The sequence below is a fragment of the Sphingobacterium multivorum genome (assembly GCF_039511225.1).
In the GTDB taxonomy this organism is placed as follows: domain Bacteria; phylum Bacteroidota; class Bacteroidia; order Sphingobacteriales; family Sphingobacteriaceae; genus Sphingobacterium.
In genome coordinates this window covers 4,458,417-4,475,006 of sequence record NZ_CP154261.1, presented here as the reverse complement: position 1 = coordinate 4,475,006, position 16,590 = coordinate 4,458,417, and the positions used below count along the sequence as shown (strand labels likewise).

The following is a 16,590-nucleotide window of genomic DNA, read 5'->3' as shown; positions in this document are numbered from 1 at the left end:
GTCGGCTTGTGGCGAACCCAAGGAAGGAAGAGAATGTTGTTTGATGTATAGCGCTTAAAGTCTGACTAATTGCTTCCATGATGGATTTTATACCTTATTTCCTGTAAGGCTACTAAACTTATTGCCAAGTTTGTCCTTATAAAAATCGCCTTCCTTCTTAAAGCTTCTTGCATCTACTTCTTCAAGCAACTGTTTTTTATAAAACACATTTTTTGTGTCTTTTCCAAAATCATTGCCCAAGGGTATAAATGTTTTTACATCGGCACCTGGGATTATTTCCTCATTATAGAACACGTGACTTTTGTCTTTTGAATAGGAGTTGCTTCCGTAAGAGTCAATTTCTTCATCAATAGGATATAATTTAAAAGAGGGGGCATCAACATGCGCATATTTAAAATCTTTTCCTCTGAATAGGATAGTTTTATTGTCGATATTGATATGGTCCTGATCAAGCACACGAATTTTGTGAATGGTGTTAAATGGCCTCTTTACAACAGCTAACCCCTGTTGAAATGGCGGATAATAAATCGTGTCATAAATTTTTATGTAATATTTGTTAATCGCTTCAACGTTTCCGGTATTGGCTAAAATTGCCTTAAAAGTACCGATATTAGGTGAAATATATACGGAGTCTTTATCCTTTAGAAAGTAATCGTTGATGAACGAAAAGGTGTTCCTGTCGACTTTTATGGGATCATTCGAATAGAAGTAATGATCCTTGTCGCGTGCCCAGTTTATATGACCCGCAACCGCTTCATATGTCTTCGGATCTGCGCCTTCGATAATATGGAAGCCCAGTACCTGATCAATATAATAAACGTGAAAACGATCTTTTGGAATCTGCTGGTCAACATAAAAGGAACTTTTGTCCACAAGTTTTTGGGGCATCCCACGAAAATAGACCGCATTTTTATCTTTGGCGATATCTTCTGACAGGACTTCAAACGATTTGGCGTCAGCCTGCATTTGTGAAATACCCAAGCTAAACCAATTTCCATTCTGACAATAAGCGATCTGCCCTTTCGAATCAATAAAATAGGAACCCGATTTTTGTTTATTGACGGGTTGGCCAATATTTCGACAAGAGATAAGAAAACAAGAAAAAATACAAGCTACAAAAAAAGCACGTTTTTTAATTTTTGTAATGCAGATATGTGCTAACATATTCTTTTTTTAATTAGTTATTACCAATTATTTATGAGGGTAATTGCATAAAACTTGCCCCAATAACCTTTAATGAGTTGTCAATGCGTTTCCAGGTTCTAAAATACCGGAATTTTCCTTCGAGTGGTGCCCCCATAACCTGACCTTTGGCCGTCATCGTAACGACTGAAAGTGCGGTATCTCCCACGAGCTTGATCGCATCGATTTCTGTTGTGGCTTGTTCAATAATCATTGCCTTTGACCTATGCGCATTTAGATCCATTTCTTTTGTTAGCATTTGGCCATCTGGCGCAATTGCTAACAGGCTATCGTACAGAAGGAGGTCAAGAGCATCTACATCACTTGCTAGCTGAGCCGCAAAAAGCTGATTCTCAGCTTCGACAATGTCTTCTTTTGTTATTTTGTCCATAGTTAAATCTGATGATTACCATCTTTGTTTTAAGTGTTTATTATTTTAAAAATACTAAATCATTGTTGAGCTTTCGCCATTTGACAATTTCTTTTTTGCGCGCTATGTTCCACGAGAACAGTAACTGTTTAAGTTCCTTATGACAATTTGAGATAATTAATTACACCTTCTTTTAGCTCCTTATTTATTTGGTGTAGGTAGCTTTTTAGCCAGATATTTTCATAGTCTGCACGCTGTTAGTACTATACGGAGAAAAGCGGCAAAAAAAAAAAGGTTACTGGTTCATGCTTCTCGTGTCGGTTGCAGTAATATAATTTTCAGGGGATATAGTTGTAGCTGTTTAGCTACATGGGTGATTGGTTATGGCATTATTTCTGTCTTCGAAATTTTTGGATAATGGGAGAGTTTTATTGAAGGTAGGGTCGAAAATATTTTAATTTATGATGTTCTTTTACAGCGCGTGTGTTACGTTACAATGGATTGTTTTATATTTTGAGTTACGAATTTGTAGCATGTTGTAGTCGATTTGTTGTCATTCTAGTGTGTTTTTGTGGTCAAATTGAAGCCTTTTAACCCTTGATTAAGTTTTGAATTTTTGGCTTATTTGTTTGAGAAAGATTTCAGCCATAAATCAACTGCCAATGAAAGGTTCCTGCCGAAAAGTAACAAGATACAGATGCTCAATTAGTTGTTGTACACCACTTATCGGTCGTTTACATTGATCAAAAGCTGTTATATGAATCTTATTTGAAATCAAGAAACTAATAATTAAAGGTCTTATCATGGTAAAGGGTTTATTTTTTAATCAAAAAATTTCTAGAGATATTACAAGGTCAGGATATATTCCAGTATATGCCATAAAGATGAAAAAAAAGCTCTTTTATTCGTTGGAAAAGACATATTTAAGTAAAGGATATGTTACGCCGTTATTGCATGTGACCTACCAATGGAGAACGAAAGGATTGTTAGGAAGTGGCGCCAAGGATATTCAATTAAGTCAAAATGGACAGGGAACTGAAATTGTTGAAGTGTTGAACACAATTGAAAGAGATCTTAAACATCGACAATATCATAGTATATTTTGGGGAAGCATGAGTGTCATCCTATTTCTTATGATTCTTACGTTAAGTTTCTTCTTCAGAATAAAATATAAAGCTCAGACAGATGAATGTATAAAACTAAGAATACGGAATGATGATTTAGAAAACCGACTAAATGCTGAGCTTGACTATCAAAAAGACGATCGGATGAAATTGCTTTCTCAAATACAAGTACTACAATCACAAAATGAACAGATGCAAAAGGCTGCTCTTTTTGATGCATTGCAGATCGAACGCAAAAATAAACTCCTTGATCATTTGAAGGTCGTACTCGTAGAAACTGAGGGCAATGAACATGCTGGTGTATTTGAACGGATGATAAAAGATGAACTGCGATTTGATGAAGTAACGGGACAACCTATTCGCGAATTTCAAACCATCAACCCTGATTTTTTTCTAAAGCTAAGAATGCTGTCTGAAAACAAGATCACTGCACTCGAATTAAAGCATTGCGCATACATGTACCTGCAGCACAGTACACTTGATATTGCGACTGCATTTCATATTGAACCCAAAAGTGTTCGTGTGACGAAGTATCGAATAAAACAAAAGCTGAAATTAGAAAAACAGGTGGATCTCGAAGCCTATTTGCAAAGTCTAGTTTAGACCGAGATGATAAGCTGTGATTTATTTTTTAGGGCACATTTTTTATTGCTTTCCGCTGAAGCCGATAGGTTGTTTATTTGGGTTAATTTGTTTGATTTTATGTTTTGTATTTTTCTTTACGTTTTTATCTATTTGTTTTATAGTTTGTTATATTCTGAGGTGGACTACGTTTGTATCGCATTATACCGTATTCTTCTGTTTTACTTGGTTGATTATTAGGTTGTTGTGTCTTGTGTGGTCAAATTGTAGTCACATTTGTGGTCAAAATGTAATCTTTGTTTTTAAATAATTTTCTTCTTCCGTGTGTAAGTTTGCGTAAATGTTGTTGGTAATGTTGTTTAGGTCATTTTTAGGCTTAACTCAATTAAGTATCGACTTAATTAAACCAAATTTTAAAAAAAAATGAAAAAAGAAAAGAAAATCTACGAAGCACCTACTATGGAGGTGCAAACAATTGAGCTGGAACAAGGGATTGCTGCCGGTTCGGGCGGTACGGGAACTCCAAATCCTGGTGTTGGCGATTGGGGAAATGGTTCTGGAGGCGAAGGAAACGGTGATTTATAAACTAACATCTATTTATTTAAATTAACAATTTTATGAAAATATCACGTTTAAAGCGTTTAAGTTGGAGCGTTACATCTATTGCCTTATTGTTGGGAAGTACAGTTACATTCTTTGGATGTTCTAAGGAAGACGGTCGTATTGATCAGACTGAGGAAGGGACAAAACTGGATGGTACGAAGCTGGTTCTCAAAGTATCGGGCATAGATGAGACACAGCAGACAGCATCTATCAAAGGTAAAGCCAGTACAAATTCGACCAATTTGAATGGTCCAAAACTGTTGGAGTTTCCAGAATTTGACGCATTGATTGAAGTAGATAATAATATTCCATTTAAGGCGGCCCAGTTTACAACCAAGGCCGCAGCAGCATCTGCACAAGGGGCACGTGCCGCCGCGATGGACAATGGCATTACTTATCGTTTATTCTTGTTTTCACAAGACGGCAGCCAATTGATATCATCTACCCAATTTACAACAGGTAGCCAAGGAGCAATTGATGTAACGCAAGGCCAAACCTATAAATGGGTAGCTTTATCTTACAATAATGGTGAAGATATCCCTAACATAAATACGGGCAATACAACCATTGCGCTTCCAGCGGGAAAAGATGTGTTGTATGCAATGGGTGAGGTTGCTGTACCCACGGGGAGTGCAAATGTGAATGTTCCGATCAACATTCTATTTAAACATAAATTTGCCCGCTTGGGGGTAGAACTAAATTCGATGGGGATGTTCGCTAATATGACGGGGGCTAAGGTAGAGATCGCAGGAATAAAAACTGCCACAATCGATGTTGTTAACGGTACACTTTCAAACTTAATTTCTGCCGATCAAGAAATAGCCTTTTCAAGTTTTGCGGATATTGACCCGGCTTACCAAGATGCAAAAATCGCTTATGTGTATACTGCGGACCCGGCAGCGGTGTCTGGTGGGATAAAAGTAAATGTTTCAAACTTGGCTTTGAAAATAGATGATAATTCAACGCGCCAATTCTCATCGACTCCAGCGAATTTTGCGTTCAATATTACACCAGTATTAGGAAACAGCCATCGTTTATTGGTCAATTTGTTAGAATCACCTTTAACTGTCGACGGGGTAAGATGGGCGAGACAGAATATTTATTATCAGGCAGGACATAATCCCTATCGTTTTCACCATACCTATGCGCATTCAAATGCCAGAAATACCTACTTTTCATTCAAAGGGCTAGTGCCAGATCGATTCGGGGTCAATAGTGATCCTTGTAACGAAGTTTACCCAAAAGGTGTGTGGCGCCAAGCCAGTGAAAGCGATTTTCGGAAGCTGACCGGCTTTTTGGGAATTGGTGGTCAGAGTCCTACATACGGGACAAGTAACGGTAGAGGTTATTTTGAATATAACGCAAGTGGAACAGCTGCACCATATCCAAATAACAAACTTCACTTTAACTTCAATGGAGGTAGTACCTCTTTCGCTGTGGTGAATGGTCTTGTACAGATCAATCTGGGCAATTTTGGAACACGCGCAGAAATCTGGACCGGTTCCTCGGGTATTAAAATTGGAGGACTACTTGGGTTGGGTGCCTGGTATTACCACGGTGAAAAAGGAATCTTCGGGAATAATAGTGCAGATCTGACAGCAAATCTACTCAACATATCTGTCATTGGTATAGATTTGATTGAGACACAGATGAAAAATGTGCGTTGTGTAAGGAATTAACATCGCGTTCTTATGATGATTAATGAGCTATTTAATTAGAATTTTGGATTTTCGTTTAAATAGCGATAAAAGCGACCTGTTTAACAGGTTGCTTTTTACAATCATAGTGACCTGTTATGTTCCCCTATCTTTAATTAAAAAAGCCCGATTGTGTACGCGATATGAGCGTAATGAATAGCCAGTTATAAAAACCAGTTTAATGAATGAAAATAATAAAGCTAGACCTCGATTTACAAAAGAAGTGAAGACGGACGTCATCAATGCAATTGTTAATGGCGAGTTGTGGCTTGAAGAAGCCATGGAAAAATATAATGTACAGGATAGGAGGACAGTCATTATCTGGCTAAGAAAATATTTGCGCGATAGTAATAAACTTACTTAATACTTTGTTATGTCAAATATTGAATAGGTAGCGGATAGCATATTTAACAATTTGATAATACCTGATTCTTAACTTCGCGAAACAGCTTAGTCAGATTAAGGACGTGAATTATATTATTATTGTAGGGGCCACCCAGGCATTATTGGCATTGGGTGTTTTATTAAAGAATAGAAAAAATAATGGACAGCATGATAATATTCTTTCTTACTTATTAGCCTCCATATTTTTGCATTTGGCAATCAGTTTTGCTCTGAATGTTTTTTGGCCCCATTCAAAAATCCACCAACAGTTTAATACATTTATTGCTTTAGCTTATCCAGGGTTACTATGGTGTTATGTGCGCTATCTTGGACATCGCGGGAAACCCATTGATGTTCTCCTTGCTATGCTTCCGTCTATAGGTGCTTCAATCGGTTATTTTTGGATTGCTGCTTATGTAATTAAGAATGCTGGGGAGCTACCGCCATTTATAAGAAAATACAATTCGACTTCAGGTTATGCATATACGATATTATATATTGCTTACCCTTTAAAGATTTTGGCTCAGATAAAGTCGATATCGGTGTTCTGGAAATTGGAAAAAGGGATGGTTAGGTTGGCTGCATTTTTACTCTTACTAATAGGTCTTGCATTTCTTATCATCACGATCTGGACTCAGCTGTTTGATGTAACCCCTTATTTTTCTTTTATCCATTTGTGGCTTCGCGTCGTTATCTATTTGATATTGTCGATTATCTGTATCTCGATTATTTATGTAAAAATAAGCTCTTTCCTCTATGTCCATGTTTATCAGCTGGAGGAAGCCAAGGAACAGCTATCTGTCAATAATGAGAAAGAACCGATCGGTGTCGAAAGTAAAAAACAGCGCTCTTTACCTGTGGAGGAAAATGAAAAGAATAGCAGCTTGGACTATGCAGGTATTTTGGCTAAGGTAGAGTATTTGATGTCCAATCATAAAGTTTTTTTGGATCCCGATCTGACATTGGAAAGTCTAGCGGCAAAAGCGGATGTATCGCGCCATCACCTTTCAGAAACCTTAAATCAATACAAAGAAAAGTCTTTTTATCAGTATATCAATGAATATAGGATTAAGGAGGTGGTGATGCTGATGGATAAGTGCAGAAAGAAAGGCGAAAGTATTCATATTCTCTCGTTAGCATTTCAGGCCGGCTTCCATTCCAAATCTTCATTTAATCAATATTTTAAAAGAGTCCAGGGTTGCACCCCATCGGCCTATCTCAAGGACGCAGCGCATTTCAATCTACTCAAGGCCTAATGGCTTACTGCAGCATTTCCGAGTTACGTTTACTTTTCTCTATGGAAAAGGCGTATTTCTACGTCGTTAACCCGGTGCCAATTTATCGATAACCTAAGCTTAATACAAAATTAATTTTTGTAAATAACATATATACAGTTTGTTGTGTTGTTTGTCGTAAGCGATAGGTACTTCTTTATCGAGGAAGACGATCTGTAGTTTATGAAACATCAATTTCGTATCAAATAACAAAAATTGATTACATGATATGAAAAGGACGTTACTCTTTTTGATTGTGTTGATGCCTTTTTTTATACAGGCACAACAAATTACGGGAACTGTTACTTCAACTATTGATGAAGTATTGCCCGGAGCAACAGTACAAGTTGGAACGCTGGCGGCACAAACCAATTTAGATGGTAAATTTACATTGATTTTAAAAGAAGAGGGACATATTAGGCTTTCTATTTTCTACACGGGCTATCAGGTGTTCACACTTGATACAGTAGTTTCCCAAGAAGGGATCCATTTAGGGAATATTAAATTGGTGCCTTCCAATAATAGTCTCGGTGAAGTTGTTGTTGTTGGTTCTTCTGCGGGTTCTCAAGTCAAAGCATTGAACATCAAGAAAGGGGCAAATGCCATTATGGAAGTGTTGGCGGCAGATGCCATTGGTAAATTGCCCGATCGAAATGCCGCCGAAGCTGTACAACGTATTCAAGGGGTCTCCATTGAGCGGGATCAAGGAGAAGGACGCTATGTTTCCGTACGGGGTACACCAACCCAGTGGAGCGCTTCGTTGTTAAATGGAAATAGACTTCCTTCAGCTAGTCTTGATTATGCTGATAGGAGAATTCAGATGGATATTTTCCCATCGGAAATGATTCAATATGTACAATTGTCAAAAGCTATTACTCCCGATATGGAAGGAGATGCTATTGGTGGATCCATCAATTTTATTACCAAAGCGGCCCCTCTTAAACGTACACTCAACATCAATGCCGCTAGTGGATATAATGGGCAATCTCAACGAGGTTCATACAATGGTTCTGTCCTTTTTGGAGATCGTATTGCCAAAGGTAAATTAGGGTACATTCTTTCTGCAGTAATCTGGGACCGAACAGCTGCCCAAGATCGATACAATCTAAACTATGATTTTGGAAACAGGGATAAGCACCAAGCTTTTTCCATTACAGATCTTCAACTGCGCGATTATATTGCCCATAGGCGTACTGTTGGGTTTAATGGAGGGCTGGAATATGCCTTCAACGAGAAACACAAAATTATGGTCAAGGGCTTATATAGTGAATATCTAGATGCTCAGCGTGTGCGGGAAAACTATTTCTATTTTAATACTAAGACAGCAACGATTACAACAAGGACGGCAGATTATCATACCAATCTGTATTCCGGAGAGCTGAGCGGGCAGTCTGTTTTTTCAGAAAAATTGGGCTTGGACTGGGCACTTAGTGTCGATCAATCTTCATTTAAATTTAAGGATCCCGACTACTACCCGATGGCTACTTTCTCCCAGAAGGTGTCCTACGAAGGCATGGCTACAGATGGAAAGAAATACTTGGCGATGGATTCACCCGACGGAGTAGGGGACAATATTGATCGAATCCTGCCACATCTTTCACCTTCCTCTCCAATTAGTGCAGAGGCTATGAAGTTGACACAAGTCGTCAATATTAGAAGTAAAAACGAGGAGAGCAACAAACGTGCTGGTGTCAATTTAAAATATACACCGAGCAATTCATTGACCGTTAAATTTGGTGGCAAATTTATTCACAAAGACAAGAAGGTAGAGAATCCGTATAGTATTTATGTGGCCGGTGTCTCAGGACCTGCTCCGAGCTTAGCTCGTTTAGGGACTGAATCCTATCCGTATCGTGGCGGTTTTTTGACGGAAATAGGATCACCTTATAACAATGTACTCATTGACCAGATTTCCATGGAATCCGTAAAGCAGCTTGCTTCACCAGCAGGAATTGCAGATAACAAGTTGTACCCCTTCCGAGTCGATTCCGCTACAAATGCCTCCGGAGCGGCCAACTATTACAGCGGAAGGGAAAATGTCTACGCTATTTATGGCTCCGCGGAGTACAAACTGACTGAGCAGTTTACCCTTATTGCTGGTTTACGAAACGAATATAACAAAGTCACTTTTTCGGGTAACAAAGTATCAACGCTTGCCGATAAATCTACGCATGTTGAAGCTATCAATCAGGACAATAGCTACAATGCCTTTCTGCCTATGGTACATGTAAAGATCAATGCAACAAAAAACGATATTATTAGACTTGCATTCACACGAAGTTTTGCGCGCCCTGATTTTGGAAATCTCAATCCAGGTACGGTCCAGGATGATATCAATCGTGTGATCACACGCGGAAATCCTAATTTGAAACCCACTTTTGCCAGCAACTTTGATCTAATGGTCGAACATTATTTCGGTGGAATAGGCATGGTTTCAGCAGGCGCTTTTTATAAAAAGCTTTCTAACCTGATTTATTCCAATCAGTCTACGCAAAATATCAATGGTATCATGTTCAATGTCAATGAACCGGATAACCTCAAAAATGCGTGGCTCGCAGGCTTCGAAGCCGGCATATCAAAGAGGTTTACCGAATTGCCCGGAATATGGAAAGGATTTGGAATCGATGCGAATTATACGTTTACAGATTCAAAAGCTACAGTTCCGCGCTTCGACAATGGAAAATTAATGGAAGATAAGAGTACGATTCCTAAACAGGCCAAACATCTTTTCAACATTTCTCTAATCTATGAAAACAGCAAATTTATGGCTCGTATTGCCGGGAATTATAAGGGGAAATATCTTGATGCAATACGTCAAATCGCCGGACCAGAACATTACCGATGGTATTCGAGTAATTTTTCAGTAGACTTTTCTTCTTCTTACGCTATTAACGCCAAGTTTAGGCTATTTGCCGAGTTAAACAATATTACTGGTGTCCCGGTACGCTATTACCATGGTGTATACGATCGTGCTGAGCAGGCTGAATGGTATTCTGTCCGTGGTCAAATTGGTATCAGTGCAAAACTTTTTTAAAATGACAACAATGATGAAATTGAAACAAATCACTTTAACCGCAATATCCCTGCTTATAATGGGTATTGGAACGAGCTTTGGTCAACAAACCGAACTGGCAGAGCTGGACCAACTAAAGATCAACCAGATTCAAGTCCTTGGGACACACAATAGCTACGCTAAACCCGTGGATCCTCGTCTTTCGGCTTATGCAGATCCTATTTTTTCAAAGATGATGGAAAAGATGTCAACGCTATTCCCTCCAGATAAACTTAATTCCTTTAAGGAGTTTCACCCTAATGCGATGTCCATGAGTGAAGGATTAAAGTACGACCATCCACCTTTCGATGTGCAACTTGATAGTGGAATCCGTAGTTTAGAAATGGATGTATATTATGACCCTACTGGACATCGCTTTGATAAACCTGCGGGCTATGAGCTACTCAATAAAATGGGGGTTTCGGATCTTGCTCCGTATCAAAAAGAGGATTTGGAAAAGCCTGGTTTCAAGATGCTTCATATTGCTGATTTTGATTTTCGATCACATTATGCGACATTCCGTGCTGGTCTTACAGCGCTACGGGAATGGTCTGAAAAGAATCCCGGACATCTCCCTATTTTTATTATGGTCGAGGCCAAAGACAAAGGGATTCCGATTTTTCCTAATAGTGCTGAAGTACTTCCATTTGATGATAAGGCTTTTGATCAGTTGGATGCTGAAGTTGTTGCGGTATTGGGAAGAGAAAAGCTTGTTACACCTGACGATGTACGTGGAAACTACAGCACTTTACGTGAGGCAATACGTTCTGGTCATTGGCCCACTGTTAAATCCGCTCGTGGTAAATTTATCTTCCTGCTGTTGCCGGCAACAGCAGGAATGAACCTTGAATCTGCGTATGTTAAAGATAGGCCTAATCTTGAGAAGCGTATCATGTTTGTCCAGTCGGAACCCAATGATAGTTTTGCTTCATTTATACTATTGGACAATGCTTTGGTTCGTCAGGAAGAAATTCGACGTTTGGTGAGGGAGGGGTATATCGTACGTAGTAGGTCTGATATTGAAACCTTTGAAGCAAAAATCAATGATTACAGTAGGGCTAATGCTGCTTTCAGCAGTGGAGCTCAGATCATTTCAACAGATTTTTTTCGACCTGGAAATGATTATAATACTTCTTACTATGTAAAGCTACCTAATGGTAAGGTGGCCCGTCGGAATCCGGTGAATAGCATGAAGAAAAAATCTAAGGATATGATATCTACAAAACGGTAGGTCTGTCGGTCGCTATTGCAAATACACTTGAATAAATGAACAGGTAAGGTCGTTCAGAAATTTTCTCAATGATCTTACTTGTTCACTCAAGCTTTTTCAGCAATTGAAATAATATACACGGTCGTTTTCTCTTCAAAAACGCTATTGTTGTACTTTTTTCCTTACGTTAGCCTCTTTTTACTTCTTTGGTTTAGGCAGCTCCTTAATCCATATATTCTTAAAATCTACGGGTTGACCTTCACTCTGTAAAGCGATAAATCCACTGCTGAGCAACTTACCATCGATCTTCATTTTGGGGTCATACCCATTGGCCGTTCCACCTCCAATCTGAGGTTTTGAATATTCTAGTACGGTATCTCCGTTAATGATGTGTTTGATTAACGAATCTCCCAATACAATCAATTCCCCTTTAACCCATTGATCACCATCATAGGTCTTCGAAGTAGAATTTAAACAATGTGAGGAAGCTATTTTGCCCTGATAGACCACATTGGTTCCAGGGGAACACATATTTCCTGTAGGACGGGGTTGACCATCGCTCAATCCTCCTAAAAGTTGCATTTCGACAGAAATAGGCCAGTCCTGTTCTTTCAACATTGTTCTGGGGTCCTGCGAATGAAACATCACGCCGCTGTTACGAAGCGTATAGGAGGGGGCACCTTTATGGAGCGCGCCTACAAATCGATATTCAAACTTTAAATGATAATAAGAAAAGGGTGTTTTATAATATAAATGGCCAAATTGATCATTAAAATCATCATACTGATCATATCTGACCTTAATTATTCCATCTTCGACTCTAAACGTATTTCCGTAGTTCACACCGACATCATGATGATGAATTTTAACAAACCAATCATTGATGTCTTTTCCGTCAAATAATGATTTCCAGCCAGTATTATCTCCCTGGCTTTTCATTCCTGCGCATCCTGAAAAAATAAGGCCGGTAGCTACTATGGAGTAAAGGATTCTTCGCATAACATTGATGTTTGGTTTAAAATTGGATAGCAAGATACGATATATTACACTAAATTTTACGATCTAGGAAATATCAGGGACAGTAGTAGCTCATTCCAATTAAGCGTTGGGTAGATAACAATAGGACAATTTAAACGAAGAATCAGTGTATATTTAAGCAAGTTTCGCGTCTCTTGTCAATTTACTTTTGTCAAGGTATAGCTCATTACTGAACAGGTCTGTCAATACTTTTTCAATCTCGATTTTATTGCATGTTGTAGGGTTTCGTCTCGATTTTAAATAATTTTCCGCTGTCATTTTTTTTGCTAATTGTCCTACCGTTTGCAATTCAAGCACCTTACCGGTTTTTTGTGCAAGCCAGAGTGCAAAATGCGCGAATACCAGGCCCGTTAGTCCAATTGGCCAATTAAAGTAAATACCAGCTAAGGAAGCAACATAAAAAATTGCGAGTATTAGCGTTAGCCAGAAAGGGGGGCGTAGGATGTCAAGTTTAAAGCCTAAATGTCTCTCTAGTTTTTTTACCCTTAACCGCCGACTATGTTTTGGGAAAATGTCCGTAAGTACAGTGTTTATCGTGATCGTTTTTGAATCGATTTGAGCTGTCGAAGCTATTGCCTCACGTAGCTTATAAAAAGCCTGTTGATTTGTACAGTCGCTCGAATGATCAAGTTGTATTTTATCCATGATATGATCGCAGAGCTCGCCAAACGTCGAGATATGCATAAGTTCTTTACTCCTAAACTTAATGTCAAATGATTTTTCGACTTTAACGAGCACATCGCCAATATCGTCTGGGTCTATATTTTGGAGTTCACAGTCTGTCATCACATTCGTTGTATGAATTCATTTTATTATACTAATATACTTAAAATGTTCATTTGTATACTCATGGTACTCCGCTTTGAAAAAATTAGAGCCTATTTATGAATAAAAAACGTTCAGCTGGAATGTCTACTCATTAAACCTTATTTGATTTGGAATAATCTGTTATTCCAAGTTTGTTTCCGGATGGATCGTTAAATTCAACTGCTAAACCTGTCATGATCTCAAATGGCTCGCTTAAAAATACGATCCCTTTTTCCTTAAGCCGTTCATATGTTGTCTTGACATCGGCAACGGTAAACCAAATCGTCGGTTTGGTATGTTGTACTGTACTAAGAATGATTGCAGGTTCATTGTCACCTATCTTGAAAGCCGTCATTCCCTTATCCGAAAAATCGAATTTAGTTTCTAGGCCAAGTAGATTTCCATAAAATTCCTTTGCCTTCTTGAGATTTTCTACGGGTAGAAAGAAATTGTCGTAATCCAATATTAAGCTCATTTTGTTCAGGATTTAATTTGCGATAGGTCAATACCAAATGCCGTCAATTGAGATGCTCCAAATTCAGTGATATAGAAATTTTTATCACTAGGATCTGCTTTTGCTAACCAGCCTTTTACAATCAGAGCCTCTAGTAAAAGTTGGCCGAGTTTTCCGCCGATATGTTCGTAACATAATTTTGCAGGCTTCATTTTATTGTTATTTTTCATTTTCGTCTCTTATATCAAGTTAATCGTTGATTTATAATTTCTTACCTGTAAAAGTATAAAACTTCAAGTGGAAGCTAAATGACCAAAATCATTGATTCAAGTGGCTATTTGACACAATTCAGCGAGCCAATCTTTGTGAGTAGAAAAACAAAATGTATGCAAATTTGGTATCTAGAGTAGGGATTTTATAATTTATGAGAAAAGAACAGGATAAAGAGCAGCAGGTAAAAAGTTTGTTTGGACGATTTAAAGGTGAATTAAGGGATCCTGCTTATGTAGACGTTGATTTTTTGGTTTTACTCGTGGACATCATCCGACCAAAGCATGTTCATATACTTTATCAGGTCGATATTCAATTTTTACTGGATTATCTCAATGCCGCACCGCAGGAGTTGGAAGGCTTTCAGCTTTATCTCAAAAGAATCTTGGCTGAAAAAGATTTTGATCAATTGATTTCTGATACTGGTATAATTAGTTATGCAGATTTTTTTATGAACTAAAAAAAAGAATCACCGAGCGGTATTTGCCTTTTCAACCACCAAAGTCTACTTTACAATATCTGTTAAATCAGGTTTTTTATAGACCTGGGGATGCGGACTGGGTTGCCGCGATTCCGCAACATCAGTTCGATGAGCTGTTTCGTGTATCTCAATTTGAAACGATTTACGATGACAAAACGGGTTTTGGAATGACCGAAATATTGTATGGGTTGGAACTGTTGGTTCAACGTATTACCGGGCGTGCAATGGAAACAGACGTAAACAAGATGGTACCCGAGTTTCAAAATTTTGATAGCCCATTTATTGCTATTATGCGGGAGTTTACCGAATTGAATGATCGTATTTTACAATCAGAATATAAGTTTATTTCCTCGGATGATCTTTCTTATAAACAAATCTTGGTACTTCATAAGCAATGCGAATCGTATATTGAAACGGCTTTCGATAATTCACATCGTTTTGGAATTTCCATCAAAGTGAATCAATCGCTCTTACGTATGCGGCAACAACTGGAAAGGATCCGAGAAATTTTGTCGTTTTTAGTCATCGATCATCCAGATGAAAAGAGGCAAAAGACGATTGCGCTGGGCACTACACTTATTGGTTATAATTCCCGGAAAAGCAATATTCGCAAATTGGTTGGACAGAGTACACAGCTTTTGGCCTACGAAATTACGCATCATACTGCACAGACCGGTGAGCATTATATTACCTCAAGTAAACAGGAATATTGGAAAATGTTCCGTTCAGCCTGTGGAGGAGGCCTCATTGTCGGCGTCATGTGCATCGTTAAATTATTGTTAGGTAAGATACACAGCAGTGAATTTGGTCATGCATTTCTTTACAGCATGAATTATGCGATTGGCTTTACGCTTATTTATCTCCTTGGTGCAACTTTGGCAACCAAACAGCCTGCGATGACAGCTTCTGCATTGGTGAACGCTATTGAGCAAGGGATTTCCGAACAGGGGGACAGCAAACATCGTTATTGGAAATTTGCTGAATTGTTTGCCCGATTATTTCGGTCTCAGTTTATTGCCTTTATTGGTAATGTTGTGATGGCTTTTCCGATGAGCCTTTTTCTTGTCTGGGTAATTCAACAATTGTTTCAGGTCAATATTGCGAGCGCCAAGTGGTTACATCTGGTCAATGATCTTAATCCAATAAAAACACCGCTGATCTTGCATGCGTCTATCGCCGGTATTTTTCTGTTTCTTTCCGGGATTATTGCCGGCAGTATTTCAAACCGAGACAAACACAACTCCGTGTACTACCGCATTCAAGAACATCCCCTATTGAAAAAAATATTCGGCCAGGCAAAAACAAACAAAATAGCTTCGTTTTATGAAAAAAAATGGGCTGGTATCGTATCCAATATTTGGTTTGGGATCTTTATGGGAACGACAGCCTCCGTTGGACTTTTTTTAGGTTTAAATCTAGATATAAGGCACATTACATTCGCCAGTGGGAATCTGGCATTGGGACTATTTGGTCATGGGATGCAGCTATCTACTGATATATGGATTTGGGGCATTTTAGGGATTGGTATCATAGGATTCTTTAATTTTATGGTCAGCTTTTCCCTTTCCTTACTGTTAGCGTTTCGCTCGAGGAACCTTCCATCAAAAGAATTGATTAAAATGGGAAAGGCGGTTTGGATCTATTTCAAAATAAATCCAAAACTATTTTTCTTTCCACCACAAAAAAAATAAAAATGGGAAGCTTCTTCCAGTGTTAGCTGAGCAATCTTGCTATTTTAAGGTCTGCGCAACACCTATACAGCTAGCAGAAGATGTGGCCCTATCTAGACATTGATATCACCCGAAAGATCAGGTTTATCTTCATCATCTTTTTCTTTCTGTTCGGCTTGCGCTTCCTCCCTGTCATGGGTACGATCATCTTTGATACCCGATTGATTGGTATTGGGATCTCTATCTTCTTTGGAAGTGCCCTCTTGTTGAGCTTCGGATAAGTCTGGGCTTGGCTCCCGTGGATCTGGGTTTGGAATGGCTGCGATGATAAGAACAAGCATGCCAACATGCGTTTCTTTGGTGTTTTTAGATCTGTTCATTTTAACGAGTTT

The 16,590-nt window shown here is 38.6% G+C and carries 16 protein-coding genes; 9 read left to right on the top strand and 7 right to left on the bottom strand.

Annotated features, from left to right (window positions below; all coding sequences use genetic code 11):
- Positions 1-87: 87 nt before the first annotated feature.
- Positions 88-1,164 (bottom strand): DKNYY domain-containing protein, encoded by a 1,077-nt coding sequence (locus AAH582_RS18565; RefSeq protein ID WP_343319521.1) that lies wholly within the window; start codon positions 1,162-1,164, stop codon positions 88-90.
- A 31-nt stretch (positions 1,165-1,195) separates the two neighbouring features.
- Positions 1,196-1,573: a nuclear transport factor 2 family protein gene (locus tag AAH582_RS18560; protein WP_343319519.1), complete on the bottom strand. Its 378-nt coding sequence runs from the start codon at positions 1,571-1,573 to the stop codon at positions 1,196-1,198.
- An 863-nt stretch (positions 1,574-2,436) separates the two neighbouring features.
- Here AAH582_RS18560 and AAH582_RS18555 point away from each other — a divergent pair.
- The 7 genes from AAH582_RS18555 to AAH582_RS18525 all read left to right on the top strand — a co-directional run bounded on the left by AAH582_RS18555 (position 2,437) and on the right by AAH582_RS18525 (position 11,499).
- Complete coding sequence (locus tag AAH582_RS18555) at positions 2,437-3,279, top strand: helix-turn-helix transcriptional regulator (protein WP_156167695.1); 843 nt, start codon at positions 2,437-2,439, stop codon at positions 3,277-3,279.
- Positions 3,280-3,717: 438 nt separating this feature from the next.
- Positions 3,718-3,843, top strand: coding sequence for a hypothetical protein (locus tag AAH582_RS18550; RefSeq protein WP_262506884.1), 126 nt, complete (start codon positions 3,718-3,720; stop codon positions 3,841-3,843).
- A gap of 32 nt (positions 3,844-3,875) precedes the next feature.
- A complete protein-coding gene (locus AAH582_RS18545; RefSeq protein ID WP_046675118.1) occupies positions 3,876-5,540 on the top strand; it encodes a hypothetical protein in 1,665 nt (554 codons plus the stop codon).
- Between the two features lie 199 nt (positions 5,541-5,739).
- Positions 5,740-5,922 carry a hypothetical protein gene (locus AAH582_RS18540; RefSeq protein ID WP_046675119.1) on the top strand — a complete coding sequence of 61 codons (183 nt, stop codon included), beginning with the start codon at positions 5,740-5,742 and terminating at the stop codon, positions 5,920-5,922.
- A 103-nt stretch (positions 5,923-6,025) separates the two neighbouring features.
- Entirely contained in the window at positions 6,026-7,198 is a 1,173-nt protein-coding gene (locus AAH582_RS18535; protein WP_343319514.1) for a helix-turn-helix domain-containing protein, read from the top strand.
- A gap of 247 nt (positions 7,199-7,445) precedes the next feature.
- Positions 7,446-10,250: a TonB-dependent receptor gene (locus AAH582_RS18530; protein WP_343319511.1), complete on the top strand. Its 2,805-nt coding sequence runs from the start codon at positions 7,446-7,448 to the stop codon at positions 10,248-10,250.
- Positions 10,251-10,260: 10 nt separating this feature from the next.
- On the top strand, positions 10,261-11,499 hold the full coding sequence (locus AAH582_RS18525; RefSeq protein WP_343319509.1) for a Ca2+-dependent phosphoinositide-specific phospholipase C: 1,239 nt from the start codon (positions 10,261-10,263) through the stop codon (positions 11,497-11,499).
- A gap of 177 nt (positions 11,500-11,676) precedes the next feature.
- Here AAH582_RS18525 and AAH582_RS18520 read toward each other — a convergent pair whose 3' ends face one another.
- The 4 genes from AAH582_RS18520 to AAH582_RS18505 all read right to left on the bottom strand — a co-directional run bounded on the left by AAH582_RS18520 (position 11,677) and on the right by AAH582_RS18505 (position 14,007).
- Positions 11,677-12,477: a 3-keto-disaccharide hydrolase gene (locus AAH582_RS18520; protein WP_343319507.1), complete on the bottom strand. Its 801-nt coding sequence runs from the start codon at positions 12,475-12,477 to the stop codon at positions 11,677-11,679.
- A gap of 153 nt (positions 12,478-12,630) precedes the next feature.
- The gene (locus tag AAH582_RS18515; RefSeq protein ID WP_343319505.1) at positions 12,631-13,302 is read right to left on the bottom strand and encodes a hypothetical protein; all 672 of its coding nucleotides are present in this window, start codon (positions 13,300-13,302) and stop codon (positions 12,631-12,633) included.
- Between the two features lie 133 nt (positions 13,303-13,435).
- Entirely contained in the window at positions 13,436-13,798 is a 363-nt protein-coding gene (locus AAH582_RS18510; protein WP_343319503.1) for a VOC family protein, read from the bottom strand.
- 5 nt (positions 13,799-13,803) lie between these two features.
- Positions 13,804-14,007 (bottom strand): hypothetical protein, encoded by a 204-nt coding sequence (locus AAH582_RS18505; protein WP_046675125.1) that lies wholly within the window; start codon positions 14,005-14,007, stop codon positions 13,804-13,806.
- Between the two features lie 194 nt (positions 14,008-14,201).
- Here AAH582_RS18505 and AAH582_RS18500 point away from each other — a divergent pair, with 194 nt between their 5' ends.
- Positions 14,202-14,507: a hypothetical protein gene (locus AAH582_RS18500; protein WP_343319500.1), complete on the top strand. Its 306-nt coding sequence runs from the start codon at positions 14,202-14,204 to the stop codon at positions 14,505-14,507.
- Positions 14,508-14,530: 23 nt separating this feature from the next.
- Positions 14,531-16,219, top strand: a complete 1,689-nt coding sequence (locus AAH582_RS18495; RefSeq protein ID WP_343319498.1) for a hypothetical protein — start codon at positions 14,531-14,533, stop codon at positions 16,217-16,219.
- A gap of 92 nt (positions 16,220-16,311) precedes the next feature.
- On the opposite strand, the gene AAH582_RS18490 is transcribed toward AAH582_RS18495, so the two are convergent.
- On the bottom strand, positions 16,312-16,578 hold the full coding sequence (locus tag AAH582_RS18490; protein ID WP_139145015.1) for a hypothetical protein: 267 nt from the start codon (positions 16,576-16,578) through the stop codon (positions 16,312-16,314).
- Between the last annotated feature and the right edge of the window lie 12 nt (positions 16,579-16,590).

What these genes read in the sequence shown, in the direction of transcription:
- AAH582_RS18565 (WP_343319521.1), bottom strand. Translation starts at nt 1,164, where the DNA reads ATGTTAGCACATATCTGCATTACAAAAATTAAAAAACGTGCTTTTTTT.
- AAH582_RS18490 (WP_139145015.1), bottom strand. Translation starts at nt 16,578, where the DNA reads ATGAACAGATCTAAAAACACCAAAGAAACGCATGTTGGCATGCTTGTT.
- AAH582_RS18560 (WP_343319519.1), bottom strand. Translation starts at nt 1,573, where the DNA reads ATGGACAAAATAACAAAAGAAGACATTGTCGAAGCTGAGAATCAGCTT.
- AAH582_RS18515 (WP_343319505.1), bottom strand. Translation starts at nt 13,302, where the DNA reads ATGACAGACTGTGAACTCCAAAATATAGACCCAGACGATATTGGCGAT.
- AAH582_RS18540 (WP_046675119.1), top strand. Translation starts at nt 5,740, where the DNA reads ATGAATGAAAATAATAAAGCTAGACCTCGATTTACAAAAGAAGTGAAG.
- AAH582_RS18555 (WP_156167695.1), top strand. Translation starts at nt 2,437, where the DNA reads ATGAAAAAAAAGCTCTTTTATTCGTTGGAAAAGACATATTTAAGTAAA.
- AAH582_RS18550 (WP_262506884.1), top strand. Translation starts at nt 3,718, where the DNA reads ATGGAGGTGCAAACAATTGAGCTGGAACAAGGGATTGCTGCCGGTTCG.
- AAH582_RS18505 (WP_046675125.1), bottom strand. Translation starts at nt 14,007, where the DNA reads ATGAAAAATAACAATAAAATGAAGCCTGCAAAATTATGTTACGAACAT.
- AAH582_RS18545 (WP_046675118.1), top strand. Translation starts at nt 3,876, where the DNA reads ATGAAAATATCACGTTTAAAGCGTTTAAGTTGGAGCGTTACATCTATT.
- AAH582_RS18525 (WP_343319509.1), top strand. Translation starts at nt 10,261, where the DNA reads ATGATGAAATTGAAACAAATCACTTTAACCGCAATATCCCTGCTTATA.
- AAH582_RS18530 (WP_343319511.1), top strand. Translation starts at nt 7,446, where the DNA reads ATGAAAAGGACGTTACTCTTTTTGATTGTGTTGATGCCTTTTTTTATA.
- AAH582_RS18500 (WP_343319500.1), top strand. Translation starts at nt 14,202, where the DNA reads ATGAGAAAAGAACAGGATAAAGAGCAGCAGGTAAAAAGTTTGTTTGGA.
- AAH582_RS18510 (WP_343319503.1), bottom strand. Translation starts at nt 13,798, where the DNA reads ATGAGCTTAATATTGGATTACGACAATTTCTTTCTACCCGTAGAAAAT.
- AAH582_RS18520 (WP_343319507.1), bottom strand. Translation starts at nt 12,477, where the DNA reads ATGCGAAGAATCCTTTACTCCATAGTAGCTACCGGCCTTATTTTTTCA.